This is a genomic window from Okeania sp. SIO3B5, assembly GCF_010692555.1.
Lineage (GTDB): Bacteria > Cyanobacteriota > Cyanobacteriia > Cyanobacteriales > Microcoleaceae > Okeania.
Genome location: NZ_JAAHHG010000065.1, coordinates 1 through 16,180, shown reverse-complemented (window position 1 = coordinate 16,180; position 16,180 = coordinate 1). Strand labels below are relative to the sequence as shown.

At 35.6% G+C, this 16,180-nt stretch carries 8 protein-coding genes and 1 pseudogene; 5 read left to right on the top strand and 4 right to left on the bottom strand.

Translation table 11 applies throughout. The features are described 5' to 3' along the window. The first annotated feature begins 122 nt into the window (after window positions 1-122). The 3 genes from F6K54_RS11705 to F6K54_RS11695 all read left to right on the top strand — a co-directional run bounded on the left by F6K54_RS11705 (window position 123) and on the right by F6K54_RS11695 (window position 4,131). Entirely contained in the window at window positions 123-1,064 is a 942-nt protein-coding gene (locus F6K54_RS11705) for a FeoA family protein (RefSeq protein WP_293077616.1), read from the top strand. 1,416 nt (window positions 1,065-2,480) lie between these two features. Next, complete coding sequence (cobA, locus tag F6K54_RS11700; RefSeq protein WP_293077614.1) at window positions 2,481-3,365, top strand: uroporphyrinogen-III C-methyltransferase; 885 nt, start codon at window positions 2,481-2,483, stop codon at window positions 3,363-3,365. 169 nt (window positions 3,366-3,534) lie between these two features. Next, entirely contained in the window at window positions 3,535-4,131 is a 597-nt protein-coding gene (locus F6K54_RS11695) for a molybdenum cofactor guanylyltransferase (RefSeq protein ID WP_293077612.1), read from the top strand. 496 nt (window positions 4,132-4,627) lie between these two features. Here F6K54_RS11695 and F6K54_RS11690 read toward each other — a convergent pair whose 3' ends face one another. The 4 genes from F6K54_RS11690 to F6K54_RS11675 form a co-directional block, all read right to left on the bottom strand. Further along, window positions 4,628-9,808, bottom strand: a complete 5,181-nt coding sequence (locus tag F6K54_RS11690) for a response regulator (protein ID WP_293077610.1) — start codon at window positions 9,806-9,808, stop codon at window positions 4,628-4,630. A gap of 913 nt (window positions 9,809-10,721) precedes the next feature. After that, a complete protein-coding gene (recF, locus tag F6K54_RS11685; protein ID WP_293077608.1) occupies window positions 10,722-11,894 on the bottom strand; it encodes a DNA replication/repair protein RecF in 1,173 nt (390 codons plus the stop codon). 449 nt (window positions 11,895-12,343) lie between these two features. Next, window positions 12,344-12,892 (bottom strand): transposase, encoded by a 549-nt coding sequence (locus tag F6K54_RS11680; protein ID WP_293077607.1) that lies wholly within the window; start codon window positions 12,890-12,892, stop codon window positions 12,344-12,346. Beyond that, on the bottom strand, window positions 12,840-13,529 hold the full coding sequence (locus F6K54_RS11675) for a hypothetical protein (protein ID WP_293077605.1): 690 nt from the start codon (window positions 13,527-13,529) through the stop codon (window positions 12,840-12,842). The genes F6K54_RS11680 and F6K54_RS11675 overlap by 53 nt, the downstream gene beginning before the upstream one ends. A 330-nt stretch (window positions 13,530-13,859) precedes the next feature. Between F6K54_RS11675 and fmt the strand changes: the two genes are divergently transcribed. Further along, a complete protein-coding gene (gene fmt / locus F6K54_RS11670; protein WP_293077603.1) occupies window positions 13,860-14,861 on the top strand; it encodes a methionyl-tRNA formyltransferase in 1,002 nt (333 codons plus the stop codon). A gap of 721 nt (window positions 14,862-15,582) precedes the next feature. Beyond that, window positions 15,583-16,180: pseudogene (locus F6K54_RS11665) on the top strand (mechanosensitive ion channel domain-containing protein); the annotation flags it as partial.

Genomic DNA, 16,180 nt, shown 5'->3' with positions numbered 1-16,180 from the left:
AAGCGATAAATTTTTGGCTTTATTCACGCATTGAGATGCACCCTTTGAATTTTTATTTCCCAACAACTCTAATATAATGTAGAATCTTGGAGAAAATAATAACAATAAATTAATAAGAATTAATGATGATGAATTTATCGGATTTAAAAACAGGGCAAATAGCAATAGTAGATCGAATTATCAGCAGTGACGATACAAGAAGAATTGTTCAGAGACTAGAAGAAAAGGGAGTAGTTTCTAATAAACCAGTGCAAGTATTGCGGCAAGCAAAATTTTCTAATCTGTTGCACATTAGAGTTGGTTCAAGCAAAGAAATAACTATCCAACCCCAGGAAGCCGAAATGATAATTGTGAAAATAGATATTTCAGCTAAAGATACAGTCCCTGGCAGTAAAACGGAATTAACTAAACAAGTTAAAACAGCATCATTAATTTCATTAACTACTCTTATTCTAGTTTTTATTGCTGGATTTTATCGCATCCCGATCGCTAGAGATATTTATCAAGAAAATAAAGCTAAAGTTGTAGCTAATGTTGTTTATAACTCAAGTTCAACAGAGACAAAAAGTCAGCTCTTAGAGACAATAGATAAAAGTCAAGTTCAACCAACAATGGTCGGCAGTATTGAGACAGTAAATAAAACATCTGAATTTTCAGAGAAGGCTGCAAAAAAAAATAATCAAAATACCAACAACCATGTAAGAACAACAACTAATTCTCCACCCCAAAATATAGAGCCAATAGCTAAAAAAATTACCAACAAAACAGAGTTATTAGAATTAAAACAAAAACTATACAATACTATCGATCGAGCCTGGAAAACTCCCCTCAATATAACTTCAATATACCTAGTTAAAGTAGATAAAAATGGAGCGATCGCTACTTACGAACCTTTTAATCAAATAGCAGCAGATCATCTGGAAAAGACACCGATACCCAGTCTAGTTAATTCTGACGCTGCTACTAAAAAAGAATCACTCAAAACAGAATGGGCTGAGTTTACAATTTTATTTTATGATAATGGTACTTTAGAGGTACAACCACATTCAATAATTAATAATTAATAATTAATAATTAATAATTAATAATTAATAATTAATAATTAATAATTAATAATTAATAATTAGGGTTTGCTGAAAAAGTCTTATGGGTAAGGGTAGGAGACAGGAGGTAAGCATTTAGCTATTAGCTGTCAGCTAGCCTCCTACAGAGGAACTGCGGACTTCAGCAACAAGACTCTCTCCTTAAAGGACGGTGTTTAAATTAACAACTGACTTTAAGGGCAAGGGAGGCAACTTTTGTAGTAAGACAGTTAAATATTGCTTTTATCCTAAACTAAAAGCAATAGCTGATAGCTGATAGCTGATGGCTGACGGCTGAATGCTTACGACAGGAGACAGGAGGAACGGGGAATTATAGAGGAGGTAGGAGGAAGAATAATCCCTTGATTATTCTGCGCAACTATGAGCCTAAAATGCTAATTTTTTGAACCATTACGACCTAAAAGCTTGGACCTTTTTTTAACTAAAAAATGCTAAAACCTTTATATGTCAATGCTTTTAGATTTAATCAGCAAACCATAATTAACAATTACCGAATTATTAATTATTAATAATTAAATAATTCGCGCCTTGAAGCCTCCCCTTTTAAGGGGAAAAAGCGGTCGAGGGATGGCGAGGTCTCCTCGCCATATCCAATCGACCAAGAGAAAAGAAATAATATCTCCTTATATTCAATTCCGTAACGGTTTTAACCAGAGGTAATTATCAATTATCCATTATCAATTATCCATTATCAATTATCCATTATCAATTATCCATTAATGAACTCTTCTTTATTCATTCGTAATACCATTTATCTGTAACAATGCGCTTAATAAGTTCTTACCAAAACCTGAATTTTACTAATAGCTGTTATCTTTTATTAAGCGCAACTTCATGGAGAAATGGTATTATACCATTTTGAAAAAAGAATGTTACGAATAATAAGAATCATAAATAAACTTTCAAATAAAGTATATTTGAGGAAAAAGATAATTTACAACATCAAAAATGGTATTAAATCTATCCCCATACGAATTCTGGATTGCAGAATTGCTGGATTCTAAGAAATACCCTAGCTATTTGTAGGAAACATTTATCAAATTTGTATAACACATTAAGCCATCAGCTATTGCTTTTAATTTTAGATAAAAGCTTTACTAATTGAGTCATAATTTATACTTACTATAAAAGCTGGCTGAAACAGTCTATCATTTATTAAACCCCCCTTTTTTTGCTGATAACTGACAATTAATAGCTGTTTGCGCAGCATTCCCCAGGAAATTCTTACCCTAATTCTTTGTATAAAATGGATAAAAAAATAGAATATTGACATAAAATTAGACTATTTGTATGATTAAATATAGTAGTTCTAAATAACAGCTCAATAACTGAATAGAATTACTTAACTATATTGCATAATTATCTAAAATAATAAATATGAATCAGTCAAAATGTGTAGGCAAAGTATATTTAGTAGGAGCAGGACCGGGAGAACCTGGACTACTTACACTCAGAGGCAAAGTGCTATTAGAACAAGCAGATGTCGTTATCTACGATGCTCTAGTCAGCAGTCCTATCCTAGCAATGATTAACCCCAATGCAGAAAAAATCAATGCAGGCAAACGTCGCGGTCGCCACTCCCTACCACAAACACAAACAACTCAACTGCTAGTTCAAAAAGCTCAAACTCATGCAGTGGTAGTACGTTTGAAAGGAGGCGACCCCTTTATTTTTGGTCGTGGTGGAGAAGAGATGGAAGACTTAATGCAAGCAGGAGTACCTGTAGAAGTTGTTCCCGGTGTTACTTCTGGTATTGCTGCACCTGCTTATGCTGGTATTCCCCTTACCCACAGAAATTATAGTTCCTCAGTTACTTTTGTCACAGGTCACGAAGCAACAGGTAAATATCGAGCAAATATAAACTGGCAAGCGATCGCTCAGGGTTCAGAAACTATTGTAATTTATATGGGAGTTCATAACTTACATAATATTATTACAGAACTTATGGTCGCCGGATGTTCGCCAGAAACACCCATTGCTTTAATTCAGTGGGGAACTCGTCCCGATCAAAAAGAATTAATTGCTACTCTCGAAAATATTGTAGAACAAATTGAAGTAACTGGGTTTAAAGCACCAGCTATTGCGGTTATTGGTGATGTGGTTAATTTACATCAAATATTAGGGAGGAGTCAGGAGTCAGGAGTCAGGAGTCAGGAGTCAGGAGGGAGAAGTGGTGAAAAAAATAATATATTCAGTAGGAGTCAGGAGCCAGGAGTCAGGAGTCAGGAGGGAGAAGTGGTGAAAAAAATAATATATCAGTAGGAGAAGGAGAAGAAAGTTTGGTGGTGGTGGTGCATTGTAATGGTCGTGCATTGAATGATATGATGTCTGATAGCGTTGGAGCGTGTATAGAATTAAGTCACAATTTTAAGAAACCCTTCTGCCTTCTGCCTTTCTTCCACTAAAATATAAGTATTCAAGCGGACATGATATGAATACATCTTCAGTTTCACTCCAGAAAAATCATCTAGTAGCACTCATTCTTGCAGGTGGTAAAAGTTCTCGTATGGGTAAAGATAAAGCTTTAATTCCTTGGCAAAATATACCTATGCTAAAAAGAGTTTATCAAGTAGCTAGTAAATGTACGGAAAAAGTTTATCTTATTACTCCTTGGCCAGAAAAATATCAGCATATTTTACCTACAGAATGTGAATGGTTAACGGAGATTAAAACTGAAGGACCTTTAGTTGCTTTTACTCAGGGATTAGCTCAAATAAATAGCGATTGGATTTTACTATTAGGGTGTGATTTACCTCTGTTGAACTTAGATATTATTCAAACTTGGGCAACTCAGTTGAACCAACTTTCTCCTGAAATTTTAGCTTTTGTTCCGAAAACACCTCAAGGATGGGAACCATTATGTGGTTTCTATCGGCAACAGATAAAAATTGAATTACAAAAATATATTGACCTTGGCGATCGCTCCTTTCAAAATTTACTAACTCGAATTCCAATTCAACAAATATCCATTGATACTCAGGTAGAAAAAATGTTATTTAACTGTAATACTCCCTCAGATTTACAGTAATTTTAACCTTAAGCATTTCCTGCGGACTGCTTTTTTAGAATTTAGAATTTAGAATTTAGAATTTAGAATTATATAGAATCCGGTTATATAGTATATGTATGTGATATAGAATCCGGTTATATAGTATATGTTGATAATTTTATAATTACTTCAAGCCTTTAATCTCCCCCACTCCCCCACTCCCCTACTCCCAACTATACAATAACTATTCAACCGAATTCTATTTTCTCCATAAATAGAGAGGCTTTATACATGAATTTTTCGGTAAAAAGGTAGATGCACTATGAAATACATTCAATAATTATTAATTATTAATTATTAATTATTCTAAATTACTTCTTCTTGTAAATAAAAGGATTGGAGCAAAGGATTTTTTTCTTTTTTCTCTATAAATAGAGAGGCTTTATACATGAATTTTTCGGTAAAAAGGTAGATGCACTATGAAATACATTCAATAATTATTAATTATTAATTATTAATTATTAATTATTAATTATTAATTATTTACATAACTCAATAACTCCTGTTTCAAAACTGCTGTTACTTTTTCATATTCACTATCAAGTTCTAATACCAAATCCATGCCTTCAGTTATCAGTTCAGAACCGGGTAAATTTCCTAATTTATCGCATAAACTAGGAATATTTATGGCTCCAATTTGATAACTCAAAACACCAAAACGTTGAGTATATTGTTTCAATTTTTCTGTTGAATTAATAGCAATTGCATTGAAAATTTGTTGCATATAATGAGCAGCATTTTCTAAATAATCCTCAATCATTTTAGCTATAACATTATTTGCGTTTGTGCCTTCCGCTTGACGAATGGAATCTAAAACTGTTAAATCTAAAACTGAGTGATTAATATTATTAATATAATTACTGAAAGTATCAGCGGAGATATCTCCAGTCACAGCAGTTGCTTCATAAGTATCAGTAGAAATATCTCCAGTCACAGCAGTTGCTTCAGAAATATCAGTGGAAATATCTTCGGCGACAGCAGTAGCAGTTGCTGAAGAAGTTGGCAAATCAATATTATTACTCAATTTAAAATTAATTAAATATTGTTTAAATTGTTCGTACTCATTTTCAAGTGTAGAAAAAATTTCTGCCGCTCCTATGGTAGTATCTGCCCGTCCCAAATTTTCCAACTGATTACATATATCCCCCATCATAACTCCTCCCAGATTACCACTACTAGAGCGCAAAACATGAGCTGCCCTTCTTAATGCCTTAGCATCATTAGCAGTAATTGCTTCTCGAATTGCTGCTAACCTACCAGGAGCATAATTAAGATAATCTCCAATAATTTCATTTAAAAGTTCATCGCCTCCCATCTTTCTAATTGACTCTAACATTGTAATATCTCGCATTGACTTGGCCTTTTTTATCGAATTATCTCTAATAATACTATTACTTAAATGTTGATTATTTTGAATAATATTAGTATCAAAACTATTTTGCCATATTGATATATCTGCATCAATTCGATTAACTTGCTGTAGTACATGGGCTAACTCTTGAATTTGGATCGGTTTAGAGATAAAATCACTCATGCCAGCCTCCAAACATTCATTGCGGTCCTCTAACATAGCATTAGCAGTAACAGCAATAATACGTGGGCATAATTCAGGAGAATATTGCTGATGTAGAAGACGAGTAGCTTCCAACCCATCCATTTCTGGCATTTGCAAATCCATCAACACTACATCATAAGGCTGACGTTGCAAAGCCTCTAAAACCTCTATGCCATTTGCCACCACATCTGCTCGATATCCTAACTGCTGTAGCTGTAACAAGGCGACTTTTTGGTTGACTACATTATCTTCTGCCAGTAATATTCGCAAATTTTGTACTGGCTTAATTTTAGCCTTCGGTGCAACAGCTAAATTTTCTATACTAACTTTTTTCCCTGTAAAAATATTAATTATTGTATGATAAAGCGAAGATATTCTAATTGGTTTTTTAATAAATGCAGCAAAATTAATGTCTGAAGATTCTGTCAATAACTTCTGTTCTTCTAGCGAACCTAACATAATCAGAGGTAAATCTCGACCTGAAGTTTGTTTGCGGATAGTTATCGCTAGAGCCAAGCCGTCCATCTCAGGCATATCAATATCCAATATAGCTAGATCGAACTTCATGCCTTGGTTAATTAAATCAATAGCCTCACTACCAGAAGCAACTGCCCAAGTTAACATTCCCCAAGACTGTCCTTGTAAAGCTAGCATTTTTCGATTAGTTGTATTATCATCTACTATAAGTAATCGTTTTTCTGTTAAATATTGCTTTGCTTCTTCATTAACGTTAGTTAAATCCATCGCAGGCCTAGCAGCTATGGTAAAGTAGAAAGTTGAGCCTTCACCTACTTTACTTTCTACCCACATTTTACCCCCCATTAATTCACTTAACTTTTTACTAATTGCCAAGCCTAAACCAGAGCCACCATAATTACGATTAATAGAAGAATTAACCTGGCTAAAAGACTTAAATAAACGGTCCATTTGCTCTGGAGCAATACCGATACCAGTATCTTGCACAGCAAATTGAATTTCATAAATGTCATGCTCGTAACTACGGTTCTTTGGAGTTGCCTGTACATGAATCGTGACTTCTCCCGCATTAGTAAATTTAATGGCATTACCGAGCAAATTCACTAGAATTTGTCGTAAACGAGTCACATCTCCGACAATTTTCAGGGGTGTCATTTGTTCAACCATGTAAGCCAACTCCAGATTTTTCTCTTGCCCTCTCAAAGCTAACAAATTCAAAGATTCCTCAATACATTGTTGTAAATCAAATGCTTGTTCTTCTAGTTCTAATTTATCAGCATCAATTTTTGAGAAATCAAGAATATCATTAATTAGAGTCAGTAAACTATCTCCACTCATGCGAATAGTTTCAGCAAAATCTCTTTGCTGAGGTTGCAGTTCTGTATCTAGGAGCAAACCAGTCATACCAATCACCGCATTCATCGGTGTCCGAATTTCGTGACTCATTGTGGCGAGAAATTGACTTTTTGCCTGAGCTGCTGCTTCTGCTGCTTTTGTCGCTTTTGACAAAGCACGATTTTTCAGAGTCAACTCCTCTTTTCGCAAAACTTCTTGCTCCAACAGATGAGCGTGAGCGATCGCTATACCTACTTGTCCTGCTATTGCTTCCAATAGTTCTATTTCTTCTGTTGTCCATTCACGGTAAGAATCACATTGATGTAATCCTATAATACCATTAGCTTTTCCTTGATAAGAAGTTCGTACTGCCAACATTGATTTGAGATTTATCTGCCTACATAAATCTACCATTGGTTTAAGCAACGGATCGGTATCTACATTAGGAGTAGAAACAGCTCGTTCTTGAGATAAAATTTGTTGCACATAGGGGTTCCCGACAACTGGAACTTTCAAATCTAGTAAAGATGGATGCCCAGTCTCCAAATATTCTGCCATATAGGGAATTTCTGGTAGAGCTATGTTAATGTAAGTATGAATCATACAGCGATTTACTTTAAAAGCAGAACCAACTTGGTTAACTGTAGTCTGAAAGATTGTATGAATATCTAAACTCTGGCGAATTTCTTGGCTAATTTGCCTCAATAACACTCCTCGTTGGACTTGTCTTTCTAGAGCTATCTGAGCTTGCTGACGTTCTAATTCATTGCCTACCCATTGAGCCATAAGTCTTAAAAGTTGACGATCGCTATCTTTGAAAGGAGTCGTCCGTTTATTTAAACTGCCAAAGGCAAGTACACCATGAGGTACTCTTCCCACTGACACAGGAGTACCCATATATGCCTCTAAACCAAGGTTAGTGTAGGCAGGATGGGAATACCATGTTGATTCCTGAGCTGCCTCAAAGCATATAAATTTTTCCGAACGAAAGACTGTGCCACAAAAAGTTTCGTCTAAATCAAACTCATCTTCTACCTGAACTGAAAAATCAATGTGTTTTGGTTTTTGTACAGCAATAGCTTTGTAGCGATCGCCATTAACATATCCTAGAATACCAATTTCAAGTTCAAAACGTCGTCTTCCCATAGCTAGAAGTCCTTGTATTCGTTGCTTAAAGTTAAGCTTTGGTGCTGAAGCTACTTTGTAAAGAGAACGAATAGCTACTTCTCCTTCTCGGATTTCTTTTTCTATTTGTTTACGTTCGCTAATATCCCGAACAAAAGTACAATTATACTCTTTACCATTAAATTCTAAATAATTCACAGTCACATCTACTGGAATAATTTTACCTTCTTTAGTTCTGTGAAAACTTTCTAGTCTGAAAGTGCAAAATTTTTTCAAGTCTTGCCAATGTTTCCTCCACTTTTCCTCAGATGAGATGACGGTATCAATATCCAAAACCCTCATCTGTAGAAGTTCAGTTTTGGAATAACCTAAAGTACGACAGGCCGCTTCATTTACATAGAAAAATTTGGCATCATAACCCATTAAATAAATTGCATCCGCAGCTTTGTCTAAGGAAAACTGACTAAGCTTTAAAGCTTCCTCCACTTGTTTGCGTTGGGTAATATTATTCAGAGTTCCCGATGTTCCAGTTAAATTACCCTCTGCATCAAAATGAGTTTGGATAAATGCTTCAATCCAACAAAACCCACCTTCTTTAGTCAGGTAGAGGGATTCTATATTTTCATTTTTACTATCTCGATCTCGATCGTTGATATAACTTTGGAACTTGTTTAGAGTCTGGAGGCGCTCAGATGGATGTATAAAATCTGAGAAGTTCTTTCCTAGACTTTCTTCTACCGTAAAACCTGTCATATTTTCCCAAGCTGCATTGAGAAATATCCATTTACCTGTAGCATCTGTTTGAAAAATTACTTCTGCAATATTGTCAACTACATATCGATATTTTTTCTCTCTTTCTAGCAGCGCAGTTTCTGTCTTCTCCCTTTCTGCAATCTGCTGTTGTAAATCTAGCAAATTTTCTTGAATTTGAGTGGCCATTTGATGCATACTACCCTGGATAATACCTATTTGATCATTGCCTTGGGTTTCATTATTTTCGTCTAATTTTCTTTTTGTCAGTGCTGCAGCAAGCTCAGTTAATTTTTGTAATGGAACACCCACTTGTCGCTGAAACAAAATTATTATTACAGTCACTAGCACTCCACTCATAGTCATAGAAATAACTAAAGTTTTGACAACATTTTGAGATAATTCTGTTCTAGTTTTACTTACTGAAAAACCTAATCTTGACTCTCCAAGATATTTACCATTATTAATAATTGGAGAACTTACTTCGTATATATTATCTTTTTCTTTAAGGTGATTAATAATATTGAGAATATTATTTTTTTTCAAGTTATGTATTTTAAGCTCCTTGGCGATCATTGGGTCTTCTATATCGATTTGAGCTACGAGGATAACTCCTTGTCGATCTATGACAGCACTGTAAGTAAAATTACTATCGTTAATTATACGTTCCATAAATGTTTGTAAACTGCTGAAATTTGACTTAACAATTGCTTCTCCACTTATAGTACTTAAAAATTGGACTTCATTTTCAGCTTTTTTTTCTAGTTTCCCTAACTGCCATTTCAAGTTTTGTCGGATTAGGACTATTTCTGCTACTAGGTTGATACTTATTAATAAAATACTTGTAATTACCAAATAGCGAACAGCAATACGACTTTTCCACCAAGTATATACAGAATTTTGATTATTATCCATTTCTTATTTCCTAGATACTAAACTTATTTATATATTTTAGGTGAATAAAAAGCGGTTTTCATTTGGGCAAACCACAGTAGACCTCTCCGGAAAAGAGGGAGTAGGGAGTAGGGAGTAGGGGAGTAGGGGAGTAGGGGAGTGGGGGAGTGGGGGAGATTAAATATTTAAGTAATTCAGGACTTACGCAGTACCGCCACATACAGTGTATGATTTGGTCATTATTTCTGATTTAACCACTACAATTAGTGTCGTTGCGTAAGTCCTGTAATTATAGAATTATCAACATATACTATATAACCGGATTCTATATAACCCCTCCGGTGGAGGGGAATAATTGATAATTTCTAGGGGATAATTGATTTGATTTTTTATTATTGGAGATGTCTAGTAGGGACTAATATCATATCCGGTTGAATACTTACACTTTGGTGGAAGGAAGGCAGAGGGCAGAAGCGGTGCGACTCCGCGTCGGCGTTAGACGCAAGGGAATGCGTACCAAGAGAGGCAGCTATGCTGAAGGGAAAAAAAGGTTCAAAGAGAGAAGGTTTTTGATCGTTGATTATCCGGACATGATATAACCATGGGAACGTCCCTACAAAGTTTGATGTGTGATATCATGTCCGGTAGCATCGGTCTTGTATGGTAAATAGGCAACAGGCAACAGGCAACAGGCAAGAAAAAAACTTAAATTTCCTGTAGATATCCACGCTAAATTTTACACAAACGATACCAACGGACATGATATGAAGATGTGGTTCATCAATTTCTCCCCTACTCCCCTACTCCCCTACTCCCCTACTCCCCCGCTCCCCTACTCCCCTACTCCTTAAAAAAGACTTTTTCAGCAAACCCTAAATAAGGAGTCATAATTCCCTTCTGCCTTCTGCTTCCTGCCCTCTGCCTTTCCTGATAATCAAAAATCCAAGAAATAACTAATTTCTCCCGATCGCACCGAAAGAATTTGAGTATCTTGTAACCACTGACCATCAAAACACCCCAAATGAGTAGTAGTAATCAAAGTTTGAAAACGGTCTGTAATTGCTTCTAACAACTGATTTTGTCGATGTAAATCTAACTCTGCTAACACATCATCCAATAACAACAACGGTGGTTCCGTTACAACCTGCTCAATAAGTTGCAACTCCGCCAACTTTAACGCTAACACCAAAGTGCGCTGCTGTCCTTGAGAAGCATATTGTCTTGCTGGAGTATCATTAATAGTAAAAGCTACATCATCTCGATGAGGACCTACTACTGTAGTACCTTGATATTGTTCGGCGATCGCCCGTACCTTAATTTTTTCTAAAAAAGCCTGACGTACACCCTCCAAACTATCTTGAATAATCAATTCCTTACTATCAACCATCACATTCGCCAAATATTCCATCTGCAAAACTTCCATATTTCCAGCGATCGCCCGATGCCACTCACTCGCTAATGGCGCTAACCTCTGTAAAACACGCTTTCTTCGGCGAATTACCCGCGCTCCAGTAGTTGCCAACTGAGCATCCCACAAAGCTAACTCTTGAGGAGAAATAGAATTTATGGAACCAGTAGTTTCTGCTGCCATTTTCTGTTGGCGCATCTGCTTTAACAAAGCATTCCGTTGGCGCAAAACTTGATTGTACTGTTGCAGAATGTGAGCATAGACAGGTTCGAGTTGTACCAATAGTCGGTCTAACCAGTGACGGCGAACTTCAGGCCCACCTCTGACTAAATCTAAATCTAGACTGGAAAACTGAACCACATTCAGAATGCTTAAAAAGTCTAAATGGCGACGTAAAGTTTCACCATTAACTGCCACAGTGCGTCTACCTTGACTCCGTACAGTTAAAGTCAGCTCAATATTTCCAACTTGTCTTTCTAAGTTAGCTTGTATTTGTCCCGCTGGTTTGCCATCTAGGATTAAATCGCGATCGCGACTAACCCGATGAGATTTGAGAGTAGAAAGTAACTCTACTGACTCCAGTAGATTAGATTTACCTTGGGCATTATCTCCCACTAAAATTGTTTTGGCCGCATCAAAATTAACTTTCTGGTCTAGATAGTTCCGAAACTGTCGTAAATGTAAATGTCTAAGGTGCATATTCACCGAATAATTAATAATTAATAATTAATAATTAATAATTAAATAATTCAGGTCTAAAGCCTCCCCTTTTAAGGGGAAAAAGCGGTCGTTTGCGGAGCATTCCGTAGGATGGGATGGATGGGTTTCCTAACCATATCCAATCGACCAAGAGAAAAGAAAATATTCCTTATATTCAATTCCGTAACGGTTTTAACCAGAGGTAATTATCAATTATCCATTATCCATTATCCATATAATGAACAGGACTCAGGAGTCAGGAGGGAAAAAATTTATCAAGATTTGGTAATGTTGAAGATAGAGAATGTTTTTATAGTTCATAAAAATATAGTCAAATATGACATATCCTCCCGATCGCAGGTGTTACTCTGACTGGGTGAACTACAACACCACGCCAGTTGCTTCAAGTCGGGGGACCCGCCCAACGCACTGGCTTCTCTATCCCATGGTCAAAGACATTTGGGACTGCTTTTCTCATAATATTTAGAGAACCGTTCACGTAACTCATTGATTAACCCAATGCTTGCGGTACGATACAAACCTCTTTTTACTCTTTTTCCTGAAAAAGTGACTTGATTATTCTCACCTTCCTTGTACACTGGAATTAAATCATTATCTATAAAACTCGATGCTGAGGTATAAGATTCTTCTGTAATAATTACATCTATCCCTACCATCTTGGCTTTATAAGATAACATTTCTATTAATTTGTTATAGGGAACAGATACAAAATTTTGATTATTTCTTTTCCCTAAATTTATCTTCTGCTTCCACTCTTCATTGTGCCTTATTATTAATGTTCCTATTTTCTGATTAATCAGGGTATTAATAATTAAACGAGATGATTTATGAAGATAATCGTTGATTTTAAATTCTCTTTTTAACATAAGCTTTTTTAGTCTCTTACTTGATTGATTTTCCTGGAGTTGAGACTGTAGGAAGCTTTTAACTTTGTTGTAGTATTGATTTATAGATTTTAACGGTCTGCCATTTATCACTCTTGGGTTTGATTTCGGCGCTTATTAAAGGTTTCGGCTCTCGCCGACATGAAAATGTAGCTAAGTTGTTTAATCCTATATCAATACTGGCACAACGATTTTTCTCTAGCTCGTATTGTTTTTCACATTTCTCATAAATTACCTCTATTACATAATGATTAAGTCTTGGAATGAGACGAACTTGTTTAATTTGTGCAGTAGGTACTAAAGTTTTTAGATAAATTCCTGTTTTACTGGGATTAATAATTCCTTGTTTTAATTGCCTCTTGCTGATGGCTTGTGTGGTATAAACTACAAGATTTCTTCCCGTTATTTTATTTTTATATCTAGGAAGGCGAGGACGAGAATTAAACTTTGATGGGTTCTGTTTATAGACTTCATTCGCAGCTAAAAAACTTTTCCAGTTTCTATCTAGTATCATCAATATTTGTTGAGAGACTTTAGCTGGCATTGCTTTATAGTCTGGTTGAGTAGAGAGTGTTTTTTGCAGGTCGTAATAGTAACGATAAGTATTTTCAAATATGAAAGATTGACGCACTAAATAATTGCCATAGTTATAAAGATTTTTCGACAAGAAACATAGTCTGTCAATTTCATCATAAAATCGATGATTTTTTGTATGGGATATGTCTCTCAACTAATTTCATAAATCAAGGGGTTAAAATTATATTAGGATTCGAGAATTTAGGAATTTTTATTTTTATTTAGTCTGGAATTACCAGCCAATTTCATTATACTATTAAACATATTGCCTTTGAGTTATTAAATTTTGTCAAATATAAAGGCGCTCTTTTGTACAAATAAACGGAGATATTTGACATCACTTGACTATATATGACTATATTTATGTATAAATTTTATTATACCATTCGTTTTGTAGCTCTATAAAATTTTACTTATAACTTATAACTTCGTTTTGAGCTTCTATAAAATCTTACTTTTGACTTTTGACTTTTGACTTCCTTCTATGAAAATAATATTCTTTGGCACACCCCAATTTGCTGTTCCCACTCTGGAAAAATTATTAACTCGGCCAGAAATTGAAGTTGTGGCAGTTGTCACTCAACCTGATAAGCGACGGGGACGTGGTAATAAACTAATCCCATCTCCAGTTAAATCATTAGCAGTTTCTCACAGTATCCCTGTTTGGCAACCCCGTCGAGTTAAAAAACATACTGAAACTCTCAATTTATTAGGACAAGCACAAGCAGATGTATTTGTGGTAGTTGCTTATGGACAGATTTTGTCTGCGGAAATTTTAGATATGCCGAAGTTGGGTTGTGTAAATGTTCATGGTTCGATTTTGCCCAAGTATCGCGGTGCTGCTCCTATTCAGTGGTCTATTTATCATGGTGAGAAGGAAACAGGTAATACCACGATGTTGATGGATGTGGGGATGGATACAGGTCCAATGTTGTTGAAGAGTATTATTCCTATGAGTTTATTGGATAATGCTGCATCTGTGGCGGAAGTTTTGGCAAAGGATGGGGCTAATTTATTGTGGGAAACTTTGTTGAAGTTGGAGAAAGGGGATATTGAACCTATTGCTCAAGATGATTCTTTGGCAACTTATGCTCCGCTGATTCAAAATTCTGATTATCAAATTGATTGGTCCAGGAGTGCTTTGGAAATTCACAACCAAATAAGGGGGTTTTTTCCTAACTGTGTCACCAGTTTTCGGGGTCAGTCTTTGAAGGTAATGGCAACTGTGCCAGTAGGTGCTGAATATTGGTCGGAGTTGCCACCTGAGTTACAGAAGTTAGAGAAGGTTTGGTCTTCTGAGTCTGAGGTTTCTGGGAGTGTGGGGGAAGTAGTGAAAGTTATTAAGGGTTTGGGACCAGTGCTGCAAACTGGGGCTGGTTGGTTGTTATTGTGGCAGGTGCAGTTGTCAGGAAAGAAGGGGGTTTCTGGTTGGGATTTTGCTAATGGTACTCGTCTGGCCACGGGGGAGATTATTGCAAGAATTTAGAATTTAGAATTTAGAATTTAGAATTTAGAATTACCTCTTCTTATAAAATAAATAAGAGGATTGGATCAAAGGATTTTTTTCTTCTCTTGGTCTCATGGATATGGCGAGGTCTCCTCGCCATCCCACCCTACGGGAAGCTGCACTACGACCGCTTTTTTCTCCATGAATGGAGAGGCTTTATACCTGAATTTTTCGGTAATTTCAGTTATTAGTTATCAGTTAACAGTAGCTCCTACTAAAGTAGGATGCAAAAAAATACTTAATTTTCTTTTTTTATCCCCTTGAAAGGGTAGGCTTGATATATAATCCGGTTATAAAGTAATTGCAAAATTACTTCTTCTGAATACAGATGTTCTGTTTGAATACGAATTTAAAAATTTAATAGTTCACATCCTTTCTTGACTCCGCGCCTCCTGACTCCGCGCCTCCTGACTCCTGACTCCTGACTCTTGACCCCTGACTTCTTAGCAATACGATAACTAATTACCCTGGTTTTATATGAGACCTGATGTTTTGGTCATTGGCTGTTAAACTTATCAATTTAAATTATCTTTTCTTTTGTAGGTTTAATACCCCAGCGTCAATGGGGGTGCTTAAAATTGTTTTGGGTGTGGACTCCATAAGCAATTTTCCCTTCTTCCTTCTTCCTTCTTCCTTCTTCCTTCTTCCTTCTTCAAAGTATAGTTTCAACTGAAAAAACAAATAGGAATTAATTTAGACTATGTTGAAAGTTTTACAATTATTAGACTCTCCAACCATCAATTTCCTACTCTTGATTAAAGAGGAGCTAAGTAATTTTCTAGGAGATTTAATCATTTGGACTGTTTTAGCCTTTATTTTATATATAGTGCTATTCTATGCGGCTAGGTTTTTATTTCGGAAGTTAAATAATGAAATAGGAATTTTAACTCTAAACATTTTACAAACTCCTCTGCCAATAATTTTTATCCTGATTTTTCTCAGAATAGAAATTGATGATTTAGACTCTTTAAAATATTTAGATATTATTGAAAAATTATTGATTGCAGCAATTATTGCTGTCAGCACTTATTTAGTAAGTGAATTATTTACTCAGGTAGTTTCTTACTACCTCAGTCAGTACGCAGAAAAAACAGAGGCAGAGTGGGATGATGTATTAGTTCCTATCATTAAGAAGACTCTGCCAATCATTATATTCTTGATAGGAGGCTTTTTATTTCTACAAACATTAGGAATAGATTTAACTGGGTTATGGGTAGGATTTGGGGGTGTAACATTTGTACTCAGTTTTGCACTAAAAGATATTTTATCTAACTTTTTTAGTGGTTTGGTATTATTGA